The sequence below is a fragment of the Actinacidiphila glaucinigra genome, assembly GCF_035918135.1.
GTDB lineage: Bacteria > Actinomycetota > Actinomycetes > Streptomycetales > Streptomycetaceae > Actinacidiphila > Actinacidiphila glaucinigra.
Genome location: NZ_CP109144.1, coordinates 3,982,543 through 4,005,437, shown reverse-complemented (window position 1 = coordinate 4,005,437; position 22,895 = coordinate 3,982,543). Strand labels below are relative to the sequence as shown.

The 22,895-nt window shown below is 70.3% G+C and carries 25 protein-coding genes; 22 read left to right on the top strand and 3 right to left on the bottom strand.

The features are described from left to right. The first annotated feature begins 32 nt into the window (after positions 1 to 32). The 14 genes from rpsE to truA all read left to right on the top strand — a co-directional run bounded on the left by rpsE (position 33) and on the right by truA (position 9,282). Entirely contained in the window at positions 33 to 638 is a 606-nt protein-coding gene (gene rpsE / locus OIE69_RS17630) for a 30S ribosomal protein S5 (RefSeq protein ID WP_003998815.1), read from the top strand. Next, positions 638 to 820, top strand: coding sequence for a 50S ribosomal protein L30 (gene rpmD / locus OIE69_RS17625; RefSeq protein WP_018558884.1), 183 nt, complete (start codon positions 638 to 640; stop codon positions 818 to 820). The genes rpsE and rpmD overlap by 1 nt, the downstream gene beginning before the upstream one ends. 1 nt (position 821) lies before the next feature. Then, the gene (gene rplO, locus OIE69_RS17620; protein WP_018558885.1) at positions 822 to 1,277 is read left to right on the top strand and encodes a 50S ribosomal protein L15; all 456 of its coding nucleotides are present in this window, start codon (positions 822 to 824) and stop codon (positions 1,275 to 1,277) included. 223 nt (positions 1,278 to 1,500) lie between these two features. After that, the gene (secY, locus tag OIE69_RS17615; protein WP_326572865.1) at positions 1,501 to 2,814 is read left to right on the top strand and encodes a preprotein translocase subunit SecY; all 1,314 of its coding nucleotides are present in this window, start codon (positions 1,501 to 1,503) and stop codon (positions 2,812 to 2,814) included. Beyond that, positions 2,814 to 3,488 carry an adenylate kinase gene (locus tag OIE69_RS17610; RefSeq protein WP_326572864.1) on the top strand — a complete coding sequence of 225 codons (675 nt, stop codon included), beginning with the start codon at positions 2,814 to 2,816 and terminating at the stop codon, positions 3,486 to 3,488. Before secY ends, OIE69_RS17610 begins: the two co-directional genes overlap by 1 nt. Positions 3,489 to 3,580: 92 nt before the next feature. After that, positions 3,581 to 4,417, top strand: a complete 837-nt coding sequence (gene map / locus OIE69_RS17605) for a type I methionyl aminopeptidase (RefSeq protein WP_018558888.1) — start codon at positions 3,581 to 3,583, stop codon at positions 4,415 to 4,417. Between the two features lie 153 nt (positions 4,418 to 4,570). Next, on the top strand, positions 4,571 to 4,792 hold the full coding sequence (gene infA, locus OIE69_RS17600) for a translation initiation factor IF-1 (protein ID WP_003956442.1): 222 nt from the start codon (positions 4,571 to 4,573) through the stop codon (positions 4,790 to 4,792). A gap of 28 nt (positions 4,793 to 4,820) precedes the next feature. Further along, positions 4,821 to 4,934 (top strand): 50S ribosomal protein L36, encoded by a 114-nt coding sequence (rpmJ, locus tag OIE69_RS17595; protein WP_003956441.1) that lies wholly within the window; start codon positions 4,821 to 4,823, stop codon positions 4,932 to 4,934. 188 nt (positions 4,935 to 5,122) lie between these two features. Next, complete coding sequence (gene rpsM / locus OIE69_RS17590) at positions 5,123 to 5,503, top strand: 30S ribosomal protein S13 (protein WP_089226450.1); 381 nt, start codon at positions 5,123 to 5,125, stop codon at positions 5,501 to 5,503. Positions 5,504 to 5,570: 67 nt separating this feature from the next. After that, positions 5,571 to 5,975, top strand: a complete 405-nt coding sequence (rpsK, locus tag OIE69_RS17585) for a 30S ribosomal protein S11 (RefSeq protein WP_018558890.1) — start codon at positions 5,571 to 5,573, stop codon at positions 5,973 to 5,975. Positions 5,976 to 6,011: 36 nt separating this feature from the next. Then, a complete protein-coding gene (rpsD, locus tag OIE69_RS17580) occupies positions 6,012 to 6,638 on the top strand; it encodes a 30S ribosomal protein S4 (RefSeq protein WP_089226451.1) in 627 nt (208 codons plus the stop codon). Positions 6,639 to 6,744: 106 nt separating this feature from the next. Next, positions 6,745 to 7,767 carry a DNA-directed RNA polymerase subunit alpha gene (locus OIE69_RS17575; protein ID WP_326572863.1) on the top strand — a complete coding sequence of 341 codons (1,023 nt, stop codon included), beginning with the start codon at positions 6,745 to 6,747 and terminating at the stop codon, positions 7,765 to 7,767. An 81-nt stretch (positions 7,768 to 7,848) separates the two neighbouring features. After that, positions 7,849 to 8,352, top strand: coding sequence for a 50S ribosomal protein L17 (rplQ, locus tag OIE69_RS17570; protein ID WP_326572862.1), 504 nt, complete (start codon positions 7,849 to 7,851; stop codon positions 8,350 to 8,352). A 72-nt stretch (positions 8,353 to 8,424) separates the two neighbouring features. Further along, positions 8,425 to 9,282, top strand: coding sequence for a tRNA pseudouridine(38-40) synthase TruA (truA, locus tag OIE69_RS17565; protein WP_326572861.1), 858 nt, complete (start codon positions 8,425 to 8,427; stop codon positions 9,280 to 9,282). A 41-nt stretch (positions 9,283 to 9,323) separates the two neighbouring features. On the opposite strand, the gene OIE69_RS17560 is transcribed toward truA, so the two are convergent. Beyond that, positions 9,324 to 11,174, bottom strand: coding sequence for a hypothetical protein (locus OIE69_RS17560; protein WP_326572860.1), 1,851 nt, complete (start codon positions 11,172 to 11,174; stop codon positions 9,324 to 9,326). A 27-nt stretch (positions 11,175 to 11,201) separates the two neighbouring features. Beyond that, positions 11,202 to 12,242, bottom strand: a complete 1,041-nt coding sequence (locus tag OIE69_RS17555; RefSeq protein WP_326572859.1) for a hypothetical protein — start codon at positions 12,240 to 12,242, stop codon at positions 11,202 to 11,204. Positions 12,243 to 12,308: 66 nt separating this feature from the next. Here OIE69_RS17555 and OIE69_RS17550 point away from each other — a divergent pair, with 66 nt between their 5' ends. The 4 genes from OIE69_RS17550 to glmM all read left to right on the top strand — a co-directional run bounded on the left by OIE69_RS17550 (position 12,309) and on the right by glmM (position 16,697). After that, the gene (locus OIE69_RS17550; RefSeq protein WP_326572858.1) at positions 12,309 to 13,931 is read left to right on the top strand and encodes an ATP-binding cassette domain-containing protein; all 1,623 of its coding nucleotides are present in this window, start codon (positions 12,309 to 12,311) and stop codon (positions 13,929 to 13,931) included. A 276-nt stretch (positions 13,932 to 14,207) separates the two neighbouring features. Next, positions 14,208 to 14,654, top strand: a complete 447-nt coding sequence (gene rplM / locus OIE69_RS17545; RefSeq protein WP_089229083.1) for a 50S ribosomal protein L13 — start codon at positions 14,208 to 14,210, stop codon at positions 14,652 to 14,654. 39 nt (positions 14,655 to 14,693) lie between these two features. Next, positions 14,694 to 15,194, top strand: coding sequence for a 30S ribosomal protein S9 (gene rpsI / locus OIE69_RS17540; RefSeq protein WP_089229082.1), 501 nt, complete (start codon positions 14,694 to 14,696; stop codon positions 15,192 to 15,194). Positions 15,195 to 15,338: 144 nt separating this feature from the next. After that, positions 15,339 to 16,697: a phosphoglucosamine mutase gene (glmM, locus tag OIE69_RS17535; RefSeq protein WP_326572857.1), complete on the top strand. Its 1,359-nt coding sequence runs from the start codon at positions 15,339 to 15,341 to the stop codon at positions 16,695 to 16,697. 74 nt (positions 16,698 to 16,771) lie between these two features. On the opposite strand, the gene coaA is transcribed toward glmM, so the two are convergent. Further along, complete coding sequence (gene coaA / locus OIE69_RS17530; protein ID WP_326572856.1) at positions 16,772 to 17,764, bottom strand: type I pantothenate kinase; 993 nt, start codon at positions 17,762 to 17,764, stop codon at positions 16,772 to 16,774. Positions 17,765 to 17,925: 161 nt separating this feature from the next. Between coaA and OIE69_RS17525 the strand changes: the two genes are divergently transcribed. From OIE69_RS17525 to OIE69_RS17510, 4 genes are all read left to right on the top strand, one after another. Beyond that, positions 17,926 to 18,900: an ATP-binding cassette domain-containing protein gene (locus OIE69_RS17525; protein WP_326572855.1), complete on the top strand. Its 975-nt coding sequence runs from the start codon at positions 17,926 to 17,928 to the stop codon at positions 18,898 to 18,900. Then, a complete protein-coding gene (locus OIE69_RS17520) occupies positions 18,897 to 19,703 on the top strand; it encodes an ABC transporter permease (RefSeq protein WP_326572854.1) in 807 nt (268 codons plus the stop codon). The genes OIE69_RS17525 and OIE69_RS17520 overlap by 4 nt, the downstream gene beginning before the upstream one ends. A 98-nt stretch (positions 19,704 to 19,801) precedes the next feature. Further along, positions 19,802 to 21,649 carry a glutamine--fructose-6-phosphate transaminase (isomerizing) gene (gene glmS, locus OIE69_RS17515; RefSeq protein WP_326572853.1) on the top strand — a complete coding sequence of 616 codons (1,848 nt, stop codon included), beginning with the start codon at positions 19,802 to 19,804 and terminating at the stop codon, positions 21,647 to 21,649. A gap of 7 nt (positions 21,650 to 21,656) precedes the next feature. Next, on the top strand, positions 21,657 to 22,025 hold the full coding sequence (locus OIE69_RS17510) for a holo-ACP synthase (RefSeq protein WP_326572852.1): 369 nt from the start codon (positions 21,657 to 21,659) through the stop codon (positions 22,023 to 22,025). The last annotated feature ends 870 nt before the right edge of the window (positions 22,026 to 22,895 follow it).

Here is a 22,895-nt window from a genome sequence, read left to right as displayed (position 1 = left end):
CGTAGCTAGCGGAAACAGAGAGAGGTAATCCAATGGCTGGACCCCAGCGCCGCGGTGGCGGTGCCGGTGGCGGCGAGCGGCGGGACCGGAAGGGCCGTGACGGCGGCGCAGCTGCTGCCGAGAAGACCGCGTACGTTGAGCGCGTTGTCGCGATCAACCGCGTCGCCAAGGTTGTGAAGGGTGGTCGTCGCTTCAGCTTCACCGCGCTGGTCGTGGTGGGCGATGGTGACGGCACCGTGGGTGTCGGTTACGGCAAGGCCAAGGAGGTGCCGGCCGCCATCGCCAAGGGCGTTGAGGAGGCCAAGAAGCACTTCTTCAAGGTCCCCCGTATCCAGGGCACCATCCCCCACCCGATCCAGGGCGAGAAGGCCGCGGGCGTCGTCCTGCTCAAGCCTGCCTCCCCCGGTACGGGTGTGATCGCCGGTGGTCCGGTGCGCGCCGTCCTGGAGTGCGCCGGCATCCACGACGTGCTGTCGAAGTCGCTCGGCTCCGACAACGCGATCAACATCGTGCACGCCACGGTGGAGGCTCTGAAGGGCCTGCAGCGCCCCGAGGAGATCGCCGCCCGTCGTGGTCTGCCGCTCGAGGACGTGGCTCCGGCTGCTCTGCTCCGTGCGCGTGCTGGGGTGGGTGCGTGATGGCTCGCCTCAAGGTCACGCAGGTCAAGTCCTACATCGGCAGCAAGCAGAACCACCGTGACACCCTGCGTTCGCTCGGCCTGAAGCGGCTGAACGACGTCGTGGTCAAGGAGGACCGCCCGGAGATCCGCGGCATGGTCCACACCGTCCGCCACCTCGTCACGGTCGAGGAGGTCGACTGACATGGGAGAGCAGTCTCCGCTGAAGGTCCACAACCTCCGTCCGGCCCCGGGCGCCAAGACCGCCAAGACCCGTGTCGGTCGTGGTGAGGGCTCCAAGGGCAAGACGGCCGGTCGTGGTACCAAGGGCACGAAGGCCCGCTACCAGGTTCCGGAGCGCTTCGAGGGCGGGCAGATGCCCCTCCACATGCGCCTCCCGAAGCTGAAGGGCTTCAAGAACCCGTTCCGCACCGAGTTCCAGGTCGTGAACCTGGACAAGCTGGCCGCGCTCTACCCCGAGGGTGGCGAGGTCACGGTGGCCGACCTGGTCGCCAAGGGTGCCGTGCGGAAGAACCAGCTCGTCAAGGTGCTCGGCACCGGCGAGGTCTCCGTGGCGCTGCAGGTGACCGTCGACGCGGTCTCCGGCTCCGCCAAGGAGAAGATCACCGCCGCGGGCGGCTCGGTCACCGAGCTCGTCTGACAGTGATGCCACATCCAGCCGGGGATGTTCCGCACTTTCGTGCGGGGCATCCCCGGTTGGTCATTCCGGCGACGGATGCTCGCCGGTAAGGTGGGCCGGGCTAGTCTTGCGGAGCCTGTGCGCTGACGCGGGTCAGGCAGCCCCAATCGTTTTGCAGTTCCACCATTCGTAGCTTTCAACACCGTCACCTCCCGCCCAAGAAGCGGGGGGCGCAGGAGGCACCGTGCTCACCGCGTTCGCCCGGGCGTTCAGGACGCCCGACCTGCGCAAGAAGCTGCTGTTCACGCTGGCCATCATGGTGCTGTTCCGGCTGGGAGCCCACATCCCGATCCCGGGGGTCGACTACCAGGTGGTCAACTCCTGCATCAAGGCGGTCGGGGGGAACCAGGGCCTCTTCGGCCTGGTGAACCTCTTCAGCGGCGGCGCGCTTCTGCAGCTCACGATCTTCGCGCTCGGCATCATGCCGTACATCACCGCGAGCATCATCCTGCAGCTGCTCACCGTGGTCATCCCGCGCCTGGAAGCCCTCAAGAAGGAGGGCCAGGCCGGCCAGACGAAGATCACGCAGTACACGCGTTATCTCACCGTGGCGCTCGCGGTCCTGCAGGGCACCGGCCTGGTGGCCACCGCTCGCTCCGGCAGCCTCTTCCAGCAGTGTCCCGACCGCTTCAACATCGTCCCCGACCAGTCGATCTTCACCACGATCACGATGGTCATCACGATGACGGCGGGTACCGCCCTCATCATGTGGCTGGGCGAGCTGATCACCGACCGCGGCATCGGCAACGGCATGTCGATCCTGATGTTCCTGTCCATCGCGGCCGGCTTCCCCGGCGCCCTCTGGGCGATCAAGAAGTCCGGGAACATCGCGGACGGCTGGGTCGAGTTCGGGGCCGTCATCATGGTGGGTCTGGCGATGGTCGCCCTCGTCGTCTTCGTCGAGCAGGCGCAGCGCCGCATCCCCGTGCAGTACGCGAAGCGCATGATCGGGCGTCGTTCGTACGGTGGAACCTCCACCTACATCCCGCTGAAGGTGAACCAGGCGGGTGTGATTCCCGTCATCTTCGCGTCATCGCTCCTGTACATCCCGTCACTGGTCGTCCAGTTCAGTGGATCCACCTCTACCTGGGCAAACTGGGTCAGGGACAACCTGGTCAAGGGCGACCACCCGATCTACATCACCGCGTATTTCCTGCTGATTGTCTTCTTTGCCTTCTTCTACGTGGCGATCTCCTTCAACCCCGAAGAAGTCGCGGACAACATGAAGAAGTATGGTGGGTTCATCCCGGGCATCCGGGCTGGTCGTCCCACCGCGGAGTACCTCAGCTACGTGCTCAACCGCATCACGTGGCCGGGCGCGATGTATCTGGGTCTGATCGCCCTGGTGCCCACAGTGGCGCTGGTGCTGTTCAACGCGAACCAGAACTTCCCGTTCGGCGGGACGAGCATCCTGATCATCGTGGGTGTCGGCCTGGAGACCGTGAAGCAGATCGAGAGCCAGCTTCAGCAGCGTAACTACGAAGGGTTCCTCCGCTGATGCGCATCGTCCTCGTCGGGCCCCCCGGGGCCGGCAAGGGTACGCAGGCCGCGTACCTTGCCAGGAACCTGTCGATCCCGCACATCTCCACGGGCGACCTCTTCCGGGCGAACATCAGCCAAGGCACGGAGCTGGGCCGCAAGGCCCAGGAGTACATGGATGCCGGCCGGCTGGTACCCGACGAGATCACCATCGGCATGGCCAAGGACCGCATGCTGCAGCCGGACGCCTCGAACGGCTTCCTGCTCGACGGCTTCCCGCGGAACGTGGGCCAGGCCCAGGCGCTCGACAAGATCCTCGCCGAGAACGGCATAGCGCTGGACGCCGTGCTGGACCTCGAGGTCCCCGAGGAGGAGGTCGTCAAGCGGATCGCCGGTCGCCGGCTGTGCCGCAAGAACGGCAGCCACGTCTTCCACGTGGTCTACAACCCCCCGGCGGACGACAGCGTCTGCGACGAGTGCGGTGGCGAGCTCTACCAGCGGTCGGACGACACCGAGGAGAAGGTGCGCGTCCGGCTGGAGGAGTACCACAGCAAGACCGAGCCGATCATCGACTACTACAAGCAGCAGGGCCTGGTGCGCACCATCTCGGCCCTGGGCAAGGTCGCCGAGGTGACCAAGCGGTCGATGGACGCGCTGCACGACAAGAAGGACGCGGGCGGCAGCGCCGCCTGAACACATGTGTGACCGTTGCGGCCGCGGTGTCCCCCAGGACCCCGCGGCCGTACCGTTGAGGTATCCGGTGGGACGAAGGAAGGCCAGGACCGATGGTGGAGATCAAGACCCCCGAGCAGATCGCGAAGATGCGCGCGGCGGGCCTGGTCGTCGCCGCGATCCACGAGGCCACCCGTGAGGCGGCCGTCCCCGGGGCCACCACCAAGGATCTGGACGACGTGGCGCGCAAGGTGCTCGCCGACCACGGGGCGAAGCCGAACTTCCTGGGGTACGGCGGGTTCCCCGCCACGATCTGCACCTCCGTGAACGACGTCGTCGTCCACGGCATCCCGGACACCGCGACCGTCCTCAAGGACGGCGACGTCATCTCGATCGACTGCGGTGCCATCGTCGACGGCTGGCACGGCGACGCCGCCTACACCGCGTTCGTGGGCAGCGGTCACGCTCCGGAGCTCGTCGAGCTCAGCCGGGTGACCGAGGAGTCCATGTGGGCGGGCATCGCGGCCTTCCGCAAGGGCGACCGGCTGGTCGACATCTCCCGTGCCATCGAGACGTACATCCGCCGGCAGCCGAAGCCCGGCGGCGGCAAGTACGGGATCATCGAGGAGTACGGCGGCCACGGCATCGGTTCGCAGATGCACATGGACCCCCACCTGCTGAACTACGTCTCGCGCAAGCGCGGCAAGGGCCCGCGCCTGGTGCCCGGTATGTGCCTGGCCATCGAGCCGATGGTCAGCCTCGGCACCCCGCTCACCCACGTCCTCGAGGACGAGTGGACGGTCAAGACCGACGACGGCACCTGGTCCTCCCACTGGGAGCACTCCGTCGCGCTCACCGAGGAGGGCCCGCTGGTCCTGACCGCCCGCGACGGCGGCAAGGCCAAGCTGGCGGAGTACGGGATCACGGCCGCGCCGGACCCGCTCGCCTGAGCGCCCCCTCCGTCCCGCTTATCGATCATCTTTCGCGGGCATACAACCCGGATTCGTCTTTCAGGAACGGCTGACGTAGACTGTCACGTCGGCCCAGGCATGTCTTCAGGCATGCCAAAAGCCGATCAAGGTAGCCGATCCCGAAAGCAGGACATGGCCAAGAAGCAAGGCGCCATCGAAATCGAGGGCACCGTGATCGAGTCTCTGCCGAACGCTATGTTCAAGGTGGAGCTCCAGAACGGTCACAAGGTCCTCGCGCACATCAGTGGCAAGATGCGCATGCACTACATCCGCATCCTTCCCGATGACCGGGTCGTTGTGGAGCTGTCGCCCTACGACCTGACGCGCGGACGGATCGTCTACCGCTACAAGTAGATCTCACGACCCGGAGAACCTGAATTCCATGAAGGTCAAGCCGAGCGTCAAGAAGATCTGCGACAAGTGCAAGGTGATCCGCCGTCACGGCCGGGTCATGGTCATCTGCGACAACCTGCGCCACAAGCAGCGCCAGGGCTGACGCAAGCGGACCTGCACCTCGCAGTTCTTCGCGCCACGCGAGCAACACATGTACATACGCAGCGCCCGTCCGGTCGGAACACTCCGGCTGACGGCACCTCCGGCGGGGGCCGGAGACCTGATCCGTACCTCGTACGGCGGTCGGGAACGGTGCTGCGGAAGACCCCCGGACACCACAGGAGCCATTGAATGGCACGCGTTTCAGGTGTCGACATCCCGCGCGAGAAGCGTGTGGAGGTCGCCCTCACCTACGTCTTCGGCATCGGCCGCACCCTTGCCCAGGAGACCCTCGCCGCCACCGGCGTGAACCCGAACACCCGGGTCCGCGACCTGGACGAAGAGGACCTGGTCAAGATCCGCGAGTACGTGGACGCCAACATCAAGACCGAGGGTGACCTCCGTCGCGAGATCCAGGCGGACATCCGTCGCAAGGTCGAGATCGGCTGCTACCAGGGCCTGCGCCACCGTCGCGGCCTGCCGGTCCACGGCCAGCGGACCCACACCAACGCCCGCACCCGCAAGGGCCCGCGTCGCGCCATCGCCGGCAAGAAGAAGCCGGGCAAGAAGTAGTCCTCAGCGGACGCTCGTCAGCGGTCTTCGCTGTAGGACCGACCACCTCCACCGGGAGTAACCACATATGCCTCCGAAGGGCCGTCAGGCCGGCGCCAAGAAAGTGCGCCGCAAGGAGAAGAAGAACGTCGCTCATGGGCACGCCCACATCAAGAGCACGTTCAACAACACCATCGTTTCGATCACGGACCCGTCCGGCAACGTGATCTCCTGGGCCTCCGCCGGCCACGTCGGCTTCAAGGGCTCGCGCAAGTCGACCCCGTTCGCCGCGCAGATGGCCGCCGAGTCGGCCGCGCGCCGCGCGCAGGAGCACGGCATGCGCAAGGTCGATGTGTTCGTCAAGGGCCCCGGCTCCGGCCGTGAGACCGCGATCCGCTCCCTCCAGGCCACCGGCCTCGAGGTCGGCTCGATCCAGGACGTCACTCCGACCCCGCACAACGGATGCCGCCCGCCGAAGCGCCGGCGCGTCTGATCAGCAATCCGCTGAGCAGGTAGGAGACAAACAGGAATGGCGCGTTACACCGGGGCCGACTGCAAGCGTTGCCGTCGGGAGAAGCAGAAGCTCTTCCTCAAGGGGAGCAAGTGCGAGAGCGCAAAGTGCCCGATCGAGATCCGTCCTTACCCCCCGGGTGAGCACGGACGCGGGCGCACCAAGGACAGCGAGTACCTCCTGCAGATGCGCGAGAAGCAGAAGTGCGCGCGCATCTACGGTGTCCTTGAGAAGCAGTTCCGCGGGTACTACGTGGAGGCGAACCGCAGGACCGGCAAGACCGGTGAGAACCTGCTCCGCATCCTCGAGTCCCGGCTGGACAACGTGGTCTACCGGGCGGGCTTCGCCAAGTCGCGTGATCATGCGCGGCAGCTGGTCCGTCACGGCCACTTCCTCGTGAACGGCGTCAAGACCGACATCCCGTCGGCCCGTGTCGTCGCGAACGACATCGTCGAGGTCCGTGAGTCCTCCCGTAACCTGACCCCCTTCCAGGTGGCTCAGGGGGAGGCAGGCGAGAGGACCGTCCCGGCCTGGCTGGAGGCGATCCCCTCACGTCTGCGGATCCTCGTGCACAACCTGCCCGAGCGCCCGGTGATCGACACCCAGGTGCAGGAGCAGCTGATCGTCGAGCTCTACTCGAAGTAGCAGGGCTCACGGTCCCGGGCGGTGCGGCGCAGTATGCGCCGCACCGCCCGTACCCTTGAAGCCTCGGCATCAAATAGTGGGTGCCGAAGACTGGAGGCCTTACCTCATGCTGATCGCTCAGCGCCCCTCGTTGGCCGAAGAGGTCGTCGACGAGTTCCGTTCCCGGTTCGTGATCGAGCCGCTGGAGCCGGGCTTCGGCTACACCCTCGGCAATTCGCTCCGCCGCACGCTCCTCTCCTCGATTCCGGGTGCCGCTGTCACCTCGGTCCGGATCGACGGCGTCCTGCACGAGTTCACCACCGTGCCGGGTGTCAAGGAGGACGTCACCGACCTCATCCTGAACATCAAGTCCCTGGTCGTCTCCTCGGAGCACGACGAGCCGGTCGTGATGTACCTGCGCAAGCAGGGTCCGGGTGTGGTCACCGCCGCCGACATCGCGCCTCCGGCCGGTGTCGAGGTGCACAACCCCGATCTGGTGCTGGCCACTCTGAACGGCAAGGGCAAGCTGGAGATGGAGCTGACCGTCGAGCGCGGTCGCGGCTACGTCTCGGCCGTGCAGAACAAGCAGCAGGGCCAGGAGATCGGCCGTATTCCGGTCGACTCGATCTACAGCCCGGTGCTCAAGGTCAGCTACAAGGTCGAGGCGACCCGTGTCGAGCAGCGCACCGACTTCGACAAGCTGGTCGTCGATGTCGAGACCAAGCCCGCGATGCGTCCTCGTGACGCGGTGGCCTCGGCCGGCAAGACGCTGGTCGAGCTGTTCGGTCTCGCCCGCGAGCTGAACGTCGACGCCGAGGGCATCGACATGGGCCCGTCCCCGACGGACGCCGCCCTGGCGGCGGACCTCGCGCTCCCGATCGAGGAGCTCGAGCTCACCGTCCGTTCCTACAACTGCCTCAAGCGCGAGGGCATCCACTCCGTGGGTGAGCTCGTGGCGCGTTCCGAGGCCGACCTGCTCGACATCCGCAACTTCGGTGCGAAGTCGATCGACGAGGTCAAGGCGAAGCTGGCCGGCATGGGCCTGGCCCTGAAGGACAGCCCGCCCGGATTCGACCCGACCTCCGCCGCCGACACCTTCGGTGCGGACGACGACGCCGACGCCGGCTTCGTCGAGACCGAGCAGTACTGATCAGACTGCCCCCGGGCGTCCGCCTGGGGGGCCCTGACACCGGTACCTGACACGGCCGGTGCAGATCAGAGGAGAAACACCATGCCGAAGCCCGCCAAGGGTGCCCGTCTGGGCGGCAGCGCCGCGCACGAGCGTCTGCTTCTCGCGAACCTCGCGAAGTCGCTGTTCGAGCACGGCCGCATCACCACCACCGAGGCCAAGGCGCGCCGTCTGCGTCCGGTCGCGGAGCGCCTGATCACCAAGGCGAAGAAGGGCGACATCCACAACCGTCGCCTGGTGCTGCAGACGATCACGGACAAGAGCATCGTCCACACGCTCTTCACCGAGATCGCCCCGCGGTACGAGAACCGCCCGGGTGGTTACACCCGCATCACCAAGATCGGTAACCGTCGCGGCGACAACGCGCCGATGGCCGTCATCGAGCTGGTGGAGGCGCTGACCGTGGCCCAGCAGGCCACGGGCGAGGCGGAGGCCGCGACCAAGCGCGCGGTCAAGGAGGCCGAGACCAAGACCGAGGCTCCGGCCGACGTCGAGGACAAGGCCGAGGCCACCGAGGCTCCGGCCGAGGAGTCCAAGGACGCCTGACGTCCCGACCGGACGGGCCCGCACCCAGATCGCTGGGAGCGGGCCCGTCCGCGTGTTTGAGAGGATCTGCGGGTGAGTGTGGCGAGCGATGACGTGGAGCCCGGGTACGTCCGGGTGCGGCTGGACCTGGCGTACGACGGGGCCGAGTTCTCCGGGTGGGCGAAGCAGCGCAGCAGGCGGACCGTGCAGGGGGAGCTGGAGTCGGCCCTCCAGACGGTGCTGCGGCTGCCCGACCCGGTCGACCTGACGGTCGCCGGGCGTACGGACGCCGGTGTGCACGCCAGGGGGCAGGTCGCGCACGTCGACCTGCCCGAGGAGGTCTGGGAGCTGGAGGGCGGCAGACTCCTGCGCCGGCTGGCCGGACGGCTGCCCTGGGACGTACGGGTGTGGAGGGTCTCGCGGGCCCCGGCCGGCTTCGACGCGCGCTTCTCCGCGATCTGGCGCCGGTACGCCTACCGGGTCGGCGACCACCAGGGCGGGGTCGACCCCCTGCTGCGGGGGCACGTGCTGTGGCACGACCGGCCGGTGGACGTCGACCTGATGAACGAGGCGGCGCGCAAGCTCCTCGGCGAGCACGACTTCGCGGCCTACTGCAAGAAGCGGGAGGGCGCGACGACCATCCGCACCCTCCTGGAGCTGCACTGGGAGCGGGACGCCTCGGGGCTGGCCGTGGCGACCGTACGCGCGGACGCCTTCTGCCACAACATGGTGCGCGCCCTGGTCGGATCGATGCTGCTGGTCGGGGACGGCCACCGGCCGGCCGGCTTTCCCGGCGAGGTGCTGGCGGGACGGGTGCGGCACTCGGCGGTCAACGTGGTGCGGCCGCACGGGCTGACCTTGGAGGAGGTCGGCTACCCGGCGGACGAACTGCTGGCCGCACGCAACCGCGAGGCCCGCAACATGCGTACCCTGCCGCTGCCGCGCGCCTGAGGGGCGGGCCCGCCGGCCCGGCCCCTGCGGGCCCGCGCCGCTCATCTGCGGCGGCGCAGTGCCGTGACCACCTGGATGAGGACGTAGCCGGAGCCCAGGGAGGTCAGCACCAGGGGGACCGGGCGGAACCGGTCGTGGAAGGCGCCCCACCAGGAGAAGCAGGCGGCGGGGGCGAGAAGCAGCAGGTACAGCGCCCGGGTCGCCCACCAGCGGCCCGGCAGGCGCACCGCGGTGCCCCGCGGGGAGAGCGGCATCGCGCCGTCCTCCGTGGTGAGGGTGTCCCTGACCCCGGAGAGGAAGCCGCGCGGGGCGAGCACCCGGGCGCCGGGCAGCCCGTCGAGCGCCGCGGGACGCTCCCCGAAGCCCTCCGGCAGCGCCGGCAGGCCCAGTGCCGTCACCGTGTCCGCGAGCCGCCGCCCGGGGGCGTCCATGCCGCGCAGCAGTGCGGTGAGGGGCCGTGCGTCGCGGACGCCGTAGGCCGTGGCGAGGGCGGCGGCCGTGGCACCGGCGGCCTCCAGGGACGGTACGGGCGCCCCCGGTGCCCATTCGTGCGCGGCGACCTTCCTGCCCTTGGCGTACAGCGTGATCCCGTACCGGTCGCCCGAGCGCTGGAGGACGACCGCGGGCCACTTCTCGCCCGCCGTGAACAGGTCGACCACCCCCGCCAGGCTGCCCTCCCCGGTCAGCTCGACATGGGTGAAACCCGCTCCCGCCGGGGCCAGCCGCAGCCCGGTCCGGCACAGCAGAGCCGCCTGCGCGACGGCGGTCAGGGAAGCGGACGCCACCGCCAGGGTGCGCGGCGCCCAGTCGGAGGCGCCGGCGGGGACGGGGACGGCGGGCGGGGTGCCGAAGAACGGGGTGCGGGTGGCGACCTGCATGCGCACCGCGGTGCGGAAGTCCAGGAACTGCCGGCGGGGGTCGGCGCCCAGGTAGGACCAGGGGAAGCCGGTGGCGTGCACGCCGATCTCACGGAAGACGCGCAGGGCCTCCTGCCAGCGGCCCGCGCGCGCCAGCATCAGCGCCAGGTGGTTGCGGAACCCCGCCGCCTCCGGGTCGCCGGGGTCGTACCAACCGGACAGCTCCAGGGCGCGGTCGAGGGCGGCCGTGACGCGGGCCGGCTCGATCGCGTCCGCGCCGGAGGCGTCGCCGGCGGCGGGCCCGCCCGCGACGATCTCGTACTCGACGGCGGCGAGCAGCGGCAGCGCGTTGATCTTCGAACCGGGCAGGGCCTCCTCGGCGGCCTGCTCGGCGAAGTCGAACATCTCGCGGTGGGTGCCGTACCACTTGGCGCACAGGTACTGGAGGGCGGAGGCGTGGCAGCCGTAGTGGTGCGGGGCGCGCTCGACGGCCTCGGTCCAGTACGCGTCGAAGATCTCCCGCGAGGACTGCATGCCGCGCGCGTGGGTGAGGGCGACGCGCCACGGCACGGGGTCGGCGGGGTTGAGCTCGGCGGCGGCGCCGATCACCGGCACCGCGTCCTTGAGCAGGGTGAAGAAGGCCTTGAACTGCTCCGGGGAGACCTCCGAGGCGCGGGCGCCGCCGCGTATCTCCCAGGCCTGGTGGATGCACAGGTCGGCCTTGACCAGCGCCGCGTCCGGATCGTCGGGCGCGGCGGCGAGCCAGGCGTCCAGCCAGCCGGGGTTGTGGAGGGCGAACTGCGCCAGTTCGGAGACGTAGGTGTCGCGCAGCTCCCACTGGCAGCCCAGCCGGGTCGCGGACAGCAGCTCCCGGGCGGGCCCGTGGTCGCCGGTGCCGGCCGCGGCGAGCGCGCCGCGCAGCGGGACGTCGGGTACGTCCAGGACGACGGCCTCGTCCGGTGGCAGGCCGGCGCCGACGGCGGCGCCGTGGCGGAGCATGCGGGGCAGGGTCAGCAGCGTACGCAGGGAGGGCATGCCGTTCCGGGTCCGGGTGGGGTGGGGTCAGTTGGCCGGTGAGGCGGCCTCGGAGGCCATCGCGGCGTCGGCCTGGTCCCTGCCGCGCTGGACGATGCGGTTGAAGGCGTAGTTGAAGCCGTCCTGGCCGGCCTGCCGGGAGGCGGTGTCGGCGCCGGTGGCCGCCTTGCCGCTCTTGGGGCCGGAGATGGTGAAGTACGCGTAGCGGCCCACGGCGCCCGACTTGGACCAGCACTTCACGGCGTGGCAGAAGTCGGCGACGCCGCCGCCGTTCAGCGGGCGCACGAACTTGTTGGCCTTGGCCAGCTTCTTCGCGGAGGCCGCGTCCTTGAACACGGCCACGCCGACGGTCACCGCGGAGCCACCGCGGGTGTACGTCACGCGCATCATGCGGGTGCAGCCGCCTCGGGTGAGGGCGGCGGCCAGCGAGCCGGTCGCGGCGTCGGCGCAGTCGCGGTTGTCCTTGGAGGCGCTCTTCACGTAGGAGCGGCCGCCGGAGTAGTCCAGCTTCTTGCCGGGGAAGAGGGTGCCCGCGCCGAGCGGGGCGGTGTCCTTGGCGGCGGTGGAGAGGAAGTCGAGCGGGCCGTAGGTCGGGCCGGGGGAGACCTCGGAGAAGGAGGGCTCGGGGGGCAGGGCGACCTCGGAGGAGGGGGCCGAGGCGGTCACGGTGGGGGAGGGGCCGGGGCTGCCGCCGGAGCTGACCACGGCGACCGCGACGATCCCGGCGACGGCGGCGGCGGCGAGGACGCCGCCGCCTATGAACAACAGCCGGCGGCGTCTGGCGCCGGCCTCCGCCTCGTCGGCGAGCGCCGACCAGTCCGGCTCCTCGGCGGCGCGCGGCGCGGGCTGCGGCTGCGCGGGGCCCCGGGTGCCCTGGCCGGGCTGCGGTGGCGACCAGTCGGCCGGCGGGGTCCAGGCGGGCTGCTGGGGCTGGTGGTCGGGGCCCCCGACGACCTGGCCGCGGAGTACCTGGCGTTGTTCCCCGGGGGTGCCCGGGACGCCTTGCTGTCCCGGCGGTGCGGTCCATCCCTGGTCGGGGTTGTACGGCTGCTGCGGCCCGTCAGTCATGGCGCGGAGTCTATAGAGGAGAAAACCCGTTTGGCGGCTGGCGACCGCGCTACGAGAATCCACTGCATGGGACATGTCGACGTTGCGCATCTGGAGTACTACCTGCCGGACGGCCGGGTGTTGCTGGGCGACGTCTCGTTCCGGGTGGGCGAGGGCGCCGCAGTGGCCCTCGTCGGGGCGAACGGCGCCGGCAAGACGACCCTGCTGCGGCTGATCTCCGGTGAGTTGAAGCCGCACGGCGGCACGGTCACGGTGAGCGGCGGACTGGGTGTCATGCCGCAGTTCGTCGGCTCGGTGCGGGACGACCGCACCGTGCGGGACCTGCTGGTGTCCGTCGCGCCGCCGCGGATCCGCGAGGCCGCGGCGGCCGTCGACGCCGCCGAGCTGGAGATCATGGCGCAGGACGACGAGGCCGCCCAGCTGGCCTACGCGCAGGCGCTCAGCGACTGGGCCGAGGCCCGCGGCTACGAGGCCGAGACGGTCTGGGACATGTGCACCACGGCGGCGCTGGGCGTCCCGTACGAGCGGGCCCAGTGGCGCGAGGTGCGGACGCTGTCGGGCGGCGAGCAGAAGCGGCTGGTGCTGGAGGCGCTGCTGCGCGGCACCGACGAGGTGCTGCTGCTGGACGAGCCGGACAACTACCTCGACGTCCCCGGGAAGCGCTGGCTGGAGGAGCAGCTGCGGCAGACCAGGAAGACGGTGCTGTTCGTCTCCCACGACCGGGAGCTCCTGGCGCGCTCCGCCGAGAAGATCGTCAGCGTGGAACCCGGGCCGGCCGGCTCGGACGTGTGGGTGCACGGCGGCGGCTTCGCCACGTACCACGAGGCGCGGCGCGAACGCTTCGCCCGCTTCGAGGAACTGCGGCGGCGCTGGGAGGAGGAGCACGCCCGGCTGAAGAAGCTCGTGCTGACCCTCCGTCAGCAGGCGGCGATCAGTCCCGACATGGCCTCCCGCTACCGGGCCGCGCAGACCCGGCTGCGGAAGTTCGAGGAGGCGGGGCCGCCGCAGGAGCCGCCGCGCGAGCAGGACATCCGCATGCGGCTGTCCGGCGGGCGGACCGGCATGCGCGCCGTCACCTGTCGGCGGCTCGAGCTGACCGGACTGATGAAGCCGTTCGACCTGGAGGTCTTCTACGGGGAGCGGGTGGCCGTCCTCGGTTCGAACGGCTCGGGCAAGTCGCACTTCCTGCGGCTGCTGGCGGGTGACCCCGGTGTGCGGCACACGGGGGAGTGGAAGCTGGGCGCGCGGGTCGTGCCCGGGCACTTCGCGCAGACGCACGCGCATCCGGAGCTCATGGGGCGCACCCTCGTCGACATCCTGTGGACGGAGCACGCGCGCGACCGCGGCAAGGCGATGTCCGCCCTGCGGCGCTACGAGCTCGACCGGCAGGGCGACCAGCGCTTCGACCAGCTGTCGGGCGGGCAGCAGGCGCGCTTCCAGATCCTGCTGCTGGAGCTGGCGGGGGCGACGGCGCTGCTGCTGGACGAGCCGACCGACAACCTGGACCTGGAGTCGGCGGAGGCCCTTCAGGAGGGGCTGGAGGCGTACGACGGGACCGTGCTCGCGGTCACGCACGACCGCTGGTTCGCCCGCAGCTTCGACCGGTACCTGGTCTTCGGCGCGGACGGGCTCGTCCGGGAGGTGCCGGAACCGGTGTGGGACGAGACACGGGTCGTGCGGGAGCGCTGACCGGGGGGCCCGCGGACGGGCGCAGGGGCGGGGACGGAGGGCGCGGGCGCGACCCCGCACCGGCTGTTTTGACCCGAACGGGCAGGCGCGGGTATTCTGCAGGTTCGTTATGCGTATTGGCTTGCTCGTTCTCACGTGAGAGGCCGCTACGCCGGTCCACCGGGCCGATGACCAGCGTTCGCCTCGCGGTTGCGTCACCGCAGGGCGACAGGGCTGTCGTGATCGTCCGGGTGGCCTTGTCAGTACCCACTCACTGAAGAAGCGAAGGCTACGACCGTGCGTACGTTCAGCCCCAAGCCCGGCGATGTCCAGCGCCAGTGGCACGTCATTGACGCGCAGGACGTCGTCCTGGGCCGTCTGGCGTCCCAGACCGCGTCCCTCCTCCGGGGCAAGCACAAGCCGATTTATGCGCCTCACGTCGACACCGGTGACTTCGTCATCATCATCAACGCCGACAAGGTGCACCTCTCCGGCAACAAGAAGCAGCAGAAGCTCGCCTACCGCCACTCGGGTTTCCCGGGCGGTCTGCGTTCCGTCCGCTACGACGAGCTGCTCGACAAGAACCCCGAGAAGGCCATCGAGAAGGCTGTCAAGGGCATGCTGCCCAAGAACAGCCTGGGCCGCCAGATGCTCTCGAAGCTGAAGGTGTACGCGGGTGCCGAGCACCCGCACGGCGCCCAGCAGCCCGTGCCGTTCGAGATCAGCCAGGTCGCGCAGGGCTAGTCCCGGCCACCATCACACAGAAAGCATCTGAGGAGAATCGTGGCCGAGACCACCGCTGAGACCCCTCTCGTCGAAGACGGCGAGATCGTGGAGACCATCGAGATCCCGGAGGAGTACACCTCCGAGTCCCTCGCGTCCCGCTTCGGCGAGCCCCAGCCGGCCGCCGGCACGGGCCGCCGCAAGGAGTCCATCGCCCGAGTCCGCATCATCCCGGGCTCCGGCAAGTGGACCATCAACGGTCGCACCCTGGAGGAGTACTTCCCCAACAAGGTGCACCAGCAGGAAGTCAACGAGCCGTTCAAGATCCTTGAGCTCGACGGCCGTTACGACGTCATCGCCCGCATCAACGGCGGCGGCATCTCCGGCCAGGCCGGTGCGCTGCGCCTGGGTGTCGCCCGTGCGCTGAACGAGGCGGACGTGGACAACAACCGCGGCCCGCTCAAGAAGGCCGGGTTCCTGACCCGCGACGCCCGCGAGATCGAGCGCAAGAAGGCCGGTCTGAAGAAGGCCCGCAAGGCGCCGCAGTACAGCAAGCGCTAAGCATCACGGGCGCTGCACTGCACGTACGCCCCGGAGGCACTTTGTGCGTCTCCGGGGCGTACGCATTCCGGGGGGTATAGACGTATAACCGGATGAACGCCCGACGGGTACGGGGCGGAGCACGGCAACATCTCGGAGGAAAACGTGGGACGACTCTTCGGTACGGACGGTGTGCGCGGTGTCGCGAACGCGGATCTGACGGCCGAGCTCGCGCTCGGACTGTCGGTCGCGGCGGCGCATGTGCTCGCCGAGGCGGGGACGTTCGAGGGCCACAAGCCGGTGGCCGTGGTGGGACGGGATCCGCGAGCGTCCGGAGAGTTCCTGGAGGCCGCGGTGGTGGCCGGGCTCGCCAGCGCCGGCGTGGACGTGCTGCGGGTGGGCGTACTGCCGACCCCGGCTGTGGCCTACCTCACCGGCGCGCTCGGCGCGGACCTGGGCGTGATGCTCTCCGCGAGCCACAACCCGATGCCCGACAACGGCATCAAGCTCTTCGCCCGGGGCGGCCACAAGCTCGCGGACGAACTCGAGGACCGCATCGAGTCCGTCTACGACGAGCACCGCACCGGTGCCCCCTGGGACCGCCCCACCGGCGCCGGCGTGGGCCGTGTGCGCGAGTACGACGAGGGCTTCGACCAGTACGTCGCCCACCTGATCGCCGTCCTGCCGAACCGTCTGGACGGACTGAAGATCGTCCTGGACGAGGCCCACGGCGCCGCGGCGCGTGTCTCGCCCGAGGCCTTCGCCCGGGCCGGCGCCGAGGTGATCACCATCGGCGCCCAGCCGGACGGCCTCAACATCAACGACGGCTGCGGCTCCACCCACCTGGACCTGATCAAGGCCGCCGTCCACGACCACGGCGCGGACCTCGGCATCGCCCACGACGGCGACGCCGACCGCTGCCTGGCCGTGGACCACCTGGGGAACGAGGTCGACGGCGACCAGATCCTGGCCGTGCTGGCCCTCGCCCTGCGCGAGGCGGACCGGCTGCGCAAGAACACCGTCGTCGGCACCGTCATGTCGAACCTGGGCTTCAAGCTCGCCATGGAGCGCGAGGGCATCGACCTCGTCCAGACCGGCGTCGGCGACCGCTACGTGTTGGAGTCGATGAAGGAGCACGGTTACGCGCTCGGCGGCGAGCAGTCCGGCCACGTGATCATCCTCGACCACGCCACCACCGGCGACGGCACCCTCACCGGCCTCATGCTGGCCGCCCGGGTCGCGTCCACCGGCCGTTCGCTGGCCGAGCTGTCCGCCGTCATGGAGCGGCTGCCGCAGATCCTGATCAACGTGCGGGACGTCGACAGGAGCCGCGTCGAGTCCTCCACCGAGCTGGCCGCCGCCGTGGCCGAGGCGGAGGCCGAGCTCGGCACCACCGGCCGGGTGCTGCTGCGCCCCTCCGGCACCGAGCCGGTGGTCCGCGTCATGGTCGAGGCCGCCGACATCGACCACGCCCGCTCCGTGGCAAGCAGGCTCGCCGACGTCGTGAAGTCCGCACTCGGCTAGGCCGCCCCAGCGCCGACGACGCCGCCCGCCCGGACTTCCGGGCGGGCGGCGTCGTACGTCCGGGGGTGAGGCGCTCAGAGCTTGCGCAGGGAGAGCTTCTGCACCTTGTGGTCGGGGCCCTTGCGCAGGACCAGGGTGGCCCGGCCGCGGGTCGGGAGCACGTTCTCCAGCAGGTTGGGCTGGTTGATGGCGCGCCAGGTGTGGCGGCCGTACTCCATGGCCTCCTCCTCGGAGACCTCGGTGTAGCGGTGGAAGTACGACAGGGGGTTCTGGAAGGCGGTCTCGCGCAGCTTGCGGAAGCGCGCCAGATACCACTGCTCGATGTCCTCGGTGCGCGCGTCCACGTACACGCTGAAGTCGAAGTAGTCGGCGAGCGCGACCCGGGTGCGGCCGTCCTCGCCCGGCAGGGCGGGCTGCAGGACGTTCAGGCCCTCGACGATGAGGATGTCCGGCCGCCGGACCACCAGCTCCTCGTCCGGCACGATGTCGTAGATCAGGTGCGAGTAGACGGGCGCGCGGACCTCGTCCTTGCCGGCCTTCACGTCGGCCACGAAACGCGTCAGGGCGCGCCGGTCGTACGACTCGGGGAAGCCCTTGCGGGACATCAGCCCGCGGCGCTGGAGCTCGGCCTTGGGCAGCAGGAATCCGTCGGTGGTGACCAGTTCCACCCGCGGGTGCTCCGGCCAGCGGGCGAGCAGCGCCTGCAGGATGCGCGCGGTGGTCGACTTGCCGACCGCGACGCTGCCGGCGACGCCGATGACGAAGGGCGTACCGGTCTGCGAGCCGTGGCCCTCGCCGGTGTCGTCGAGGAAGGTGTTGACCGCGCCGCGCAGGCCGTGGGTGGCGCCGACGTAGAGGTTGAGCAGCCGCGACAGCGGCAGGTAGACGTCGATCACCTCCTCCAGGTCGATGACGTCGCCGAGGCCGCGCAGCCGTTCGACCTCCTCGGCGGTGAGCGGCAGGGGCGTGCGGTCGCGCAGCGCGCTCCACTCGGCCCGCGTCAGGTCGACGTACGGCGTGGGCTCGGCGCGGCGGCGCGTCGGGTGGGGGGAAATGGTCGGCGGCACGGATTCATTGTTGCGCCGGGATGAACAGCGCTCACGTCGGGGTCGTCCGACCGCCGCCGGAGCCCTCGTCAGCGGAATGTCAGCCCGTTGTCAGTGGCGTCCGGGACAGTGGTGCGCAACGGAACAACACCGAGCGAACCACGACGGGGAGGACATCGCGGATGAGTTACGCGATCCAGGCGGAGGGCCTGGTCAAACGCTTCAAGGAGACCACAGCCCTGGCCGGCGTGGACCTGGCCGCGCGCAGCGGCACGGTGCTCGGCGTGCTCGGCCCCAACGGGGCGGGGAAGACCACGGCGGTGCGCATCCTGGCCACCCTGCTGCGGCCGGACGCCGGCCGGGCCCTCGTCGGCGGCCACGACGTGGTGCGGGAGGCCGGCGCCGTGCGCGCCCTGGTCGGGCTCACCGGGCAGTACGCGGCCGTGGACGAGATGCTCACCGGCCACGAGAACCTGCTGCTGATCGCCCGGTTGCTGGGCCTGCCCCGCCGCGAGGCCCGCGCCCGGGCGACGCGGCTGCTGGAGGAGTTCCGGCTCGCCGACGCCGGCGGCCGCGCCGCCAAGACGTACTCCGGCGGCATGCGGCGGCGCCTGGACCTGGCCGCCAGCCTGGTCGGCCGGCCGCGGGTGCTCTTCCTCGACGAGCCCACCACCGGCCTGGACCCGCACAGCCGCAACGAGCTGTGGGACATCGTCCGCGGCCTGGTGGGGGACGGTACGACGGTGCTGCTGACCACCCAGTACCTGGAGGAGGCCGACCAGCTCGCCGACGACATCGCGGTCATCGACCGCGGCCGGGTGATCGCCGAGGGCACCCCCGACGGGCTCAAGGAGCAGGTCGGCGGGCAGGTGCTGCAGGTGCGGCCGATGTCCGCGCAGGAGCTGGAGAAGGTCCACGCGATGGTCTCGTCGGTCGCCGGGCCCGCCACGAAGACCGAGTCCGGCCTGGTCACCGCTCCGGTCAACGACCCGGAGCTGATGCCCGCCGTCGTACGGCGGCTGGACGAGGCGGGGGTGCGGGTGAGCGAACTCACGCTGCGCCGCTCCAGCCTCGACGAGGTGTTCCTGTCCCTGACCGGGCACCGCGCGGTGGAGGAGACGACGACGGACGAGGACAAGACGGAGGCCCTGGTATGAGCGCCGTGACCGTGGACGTGATGCCGGCCGCCAAGGTCCGGCCCTGGGACGGGCTGCAGCAGACCTGCACCCTCGCCTGGCGCAACCTGGTGCAGATCAAGCACAACCCGATGGAACTGATGGACCTCAGCGTCCAGCCCATCATGTTCGTGCTGCTCTTCACCTACGTCTTCGGCGGCCAGATGGCCGGCTCACCGGACGCCTACCTGCAGTACGCGCTGCCCGGGATCATCGTGCAGAACGCCCTCTTCGCGACCATGAACACCGCGATGGGCCTCAACATCGACCTCACCAAGGGTGTGCTGGACCGGCTGCGCTCACTGCCGATCGCCCGCTCAGCGCCGCTGATGGGGCGGGTCGTGGCCGACCTCGGCAAGCAGCTGTGGTCGCTGCTGCTGATGCTGGGCCTGGGCATGCTCATGGGCTTCGACGTGGACGGCGGCGTGGCCGGCGTGCTGGGCGCGGCGGGCCTGCTGCTGGCCTTCGCGGTCGCCATGTCCTGGATGACGCTGCTGATCGGGATGCTGGTCTCCGAGCCCGAGAAGGTGATGACCTTCGGATTCGTCCTGGTCATGCCGCTCACCTTCACCTCCAGCGCCTTCGTGCGGGCCGACACCATGCCCGGCTGGCTCAGGGCGTGGGCGGACGTGAACCCGGTCACCCGCCTGGCCGACGCTGTTCGGGGTCTGATGACGGGATCCGGTGCGGTCGCCGGACCGGTCATGTGGTCGCTGCTGTGGGCCGCGGGGATCGCGGTGGTCTTCGTCCCGCTGGTCATGCGCGCCTACCGCGCGCGCAGTTGAACGCACGCCCCGGGATGCCCCGGACCGTCCCGGTCCGGGGCCTTGCGGCGTTCTCCGTCGGATTCGACGTCCGCCCTTCGCCGCCTAGAGTTCTCCTCATGTGCGGAATCGTTGGTTACGTGGGCGGCCAGTCCGCCCTCGACGTTGTCATCGCGGGTCTGAAGCGGCTCGAGTACCGGGGCTACGACTCGGCGGGTGTCGCCGTCCTCGCCGACGGCGGCCTGGCCTCGGCCAAGAAGGCCGGCAAGCTCGCCAACCTGGAGAAGCTGCTGGACGAGCGCCCGCTGCCGGCCGGCCTCGCCGGCCTCGGGCACACCCGCTGGGCCACCCACGGCGGTCCCACGGACGCCAACGCGCACCCGCACCTGGACAACGCGGGCCGGGTCGCCGTCGTCCACAACGGCATCATCGAGAACTTCGCCGCCCTGCGCGCCGAACTCGCCGAGCGCGGCCACGACCTGCTCTCCGAGACCGACACCGAGGTCGTCTCCCACCTCCTCGCCGAGGCCTACTCCTCCATCGGGGACCTCGCCGAGGCGATGCGCCAGGTCTGCGGCCGCCTCGAAGGCGCCTTCACCCTGGTGGCCGTGCACGCCGACGAGCCGGACGTCGTGGTCGGCGCCCGCCGCAACTCCCCGCTCGTCGTGGGCGTCGGCGACGGCGAGAACTTCCTCGCCTCCGATGTCTCGGCCTTCATCGCGTACACCCGCGACGCCATCGAACTCGGCCAGGACCAGGTCGTCGAACTGCGCCGCGAGGGGGTCACCGTCACGGACTTCGAGGGCAAGCCCGCCGACGTCCGGCCGTACCACATCGACTGGGACGCCTCCGCCGCCGAGAAGGGCGGCTACGACTACTTCATGCTCAAGGAGATCGCCGAGCAGCCCAAGGCCGTCGCCGACACGCTGCTGGGCCGGATCGACGCGAGCGGCCTGCTGACCCTCGACGAGGTGCGCATCCCCGCCGCCGTGCTGCGCGAGATCGACAAGATCGTCATCGTCGCCTGCGGCACCGCCTTCCACGCGGGCATGATCGCCAAGTACGCGATCGAGCACTGGACCCGCATCCCCTGCGAGGTCGAGCTCGCCAGCGAGTTCCGCTACCGCGACCCGATCCTGGCCCCCCGCACGCTGGTGGTCGCCATCAGTCAGTCCGGCGAGACCATGGACACCCTCATGGCCCTGCGGCACGCCCGCGAGCAGGGCTCCAAGGTGCTGGCCATCTGCAACACCAACGGCTCCACCATCCCGCGCGAGTCCGACGCGGTGCTCTACACGCACGCCGGCCCCGAGGTCGCCGTCGCCTCCACCAAGGCGTTCCTCACCCAGGTCGTCGCCTGCTACCTCGTCGCCCTCTACCTGGGCCAGGTGCGCGGCACGAAGTGGGGCGACGAGATCCTCGCCGTCATCCGCGAGCTCTCCCAGATCTCCCGAAAGGTCGAGCAGGTCCTGGAGACCATGGAGCCGGTCCGCGAACTGGCCCGCTCCCTCAAGGACAAGAACACCGTCCTCTTCCTCGGCCGCCACGTGGGCTACCCCGTGGCCCTGGAGGGCGCGCTCAAGCTCAAGGAACTCGCCTACATGCACGCCGAGGGCTTCGCCGCCGGCGAGCTCAAGCACGGCCCCATCGCGCTGATCGAGGAGGACCTCCCGGTCGTCGTGGTCGTGCCGTCGCCGCGCGGACGCTCGGTGCTGCACGACAAGATCGTCTCCAACATCCAGGAGATCCGGGCCCGCGGCGCGCGCACCATCGTCATCGCGGAGGAGGGCGACGAGTCCGTCGTCCCCTACGCCGACCACCTGGTGCGGGTCCCGCAGACCCCGACGCTGCTGCAGCCGCTGGTCGCGACCGTGCCGCTGCAGGTCTTCGCGTGCGAACTGGCCACGGCCCGCGGGAACGAGGTCGACCAGCCGCGGAACCTCGCGAAGTCCGTCACGGTCGAGTGATCACGCCGTGATCATCGGGGTGGGCATCGACGTCGCGGAGATCGACCGCTTCGAGCGGTCCCTGGAGCGCACGCCCGGCCTGGCCGAGCGGCTCTTCCTTCCCGGCGAACTCCACCTCCCCAGCGGGGCCCGCCGGGGCAGCGCCTCCCTCGCGGCGCGGTTCGCCGCGAAGGAGGCGGTGGCGAAGGCGCTGGGGGCGCCCGGGGGGCTGCACTGGTCGGACGCGGAGGTCGTCACGGAGGATTCGGGGCAGCCGCGGCTTGTCGTCCGGGGGACGGTGGCGGCACGGGCGGAGCAGTTGGGGGTACGGGCGTTCCACATCTCCCTCAGCCACGATGCGGGGGTCGCGTCGGCGGTGGTCATCGCGGAGGGGTGACCCGTTCCGGGGTGCGTTCTGTGGGGCCCGGCTGTTGTGTGCGGGTCGTCTGCGCCTGCGGCGGGCATCCCCCGCCCTCCTGCCCGATTGCCCGGCGCGGTTGGTGCGGGCCTGCGCGCGTGCGTGGTGGGCCGGGGGCGGGGCCTCCGGGGCTGGGCATTCTGTACCGCATATTTATGTGCATGACGGGCGGTCCAGGTTCTTGCCGTCTGTGCCGCACAACAAATACACGTCAGCGTCCAGAACGCCCACCCCTACGACCCCGCCCCCTCCGTATCGCGGGCGACCAACGGCCGGAGGGGGGGTGATGGGGGGCGCCCCTCCCCACACCGCCGGGAGCTGCCTTCAGCAGGGGGTCCCCCGGTCGGAGGCCGAGCGAGGGTGCGCGCACCCGTGGCCGGGGGTGGCACCTCCCAGTGGACGGCTGGCGCACCTCACCCACCGGTGCTCGCAGGGCTTGCCTGTGTCACGGCGACGCCTAAGGTCGCCAGGCGGCAGATCGCGACGATTGCCGATGGGGGACGACCCCTGACCTCCGGCGGGCGGCCGACTCGCAACCAGGTTCAGCCTTGGAACCACACCGCCCGCACCGAACCAGCCCGCCCCTGACCGAAGGCCGAAAAAGGGCAGGAACACGCACACAACAACAGGCCGCTCAGCAGAGCGATCAGCGCCCGCGCGCCCTTCCGCCGGCATCAGCCCGAGCGCCCCGAAAGCCCCCCTGGCCCAGGGCGCCTGACGGCCGTGGGCGTTCAGTGAGACGGGTGCGGCAACCCCGGACCGCGCTCTACCCCCCTCCGGCCGTCGGTCGCTCACGGATTCGGAGGGGGTGGGGTCGTAGGGGTGGATGTTCTGGACGCTGCGGGATAT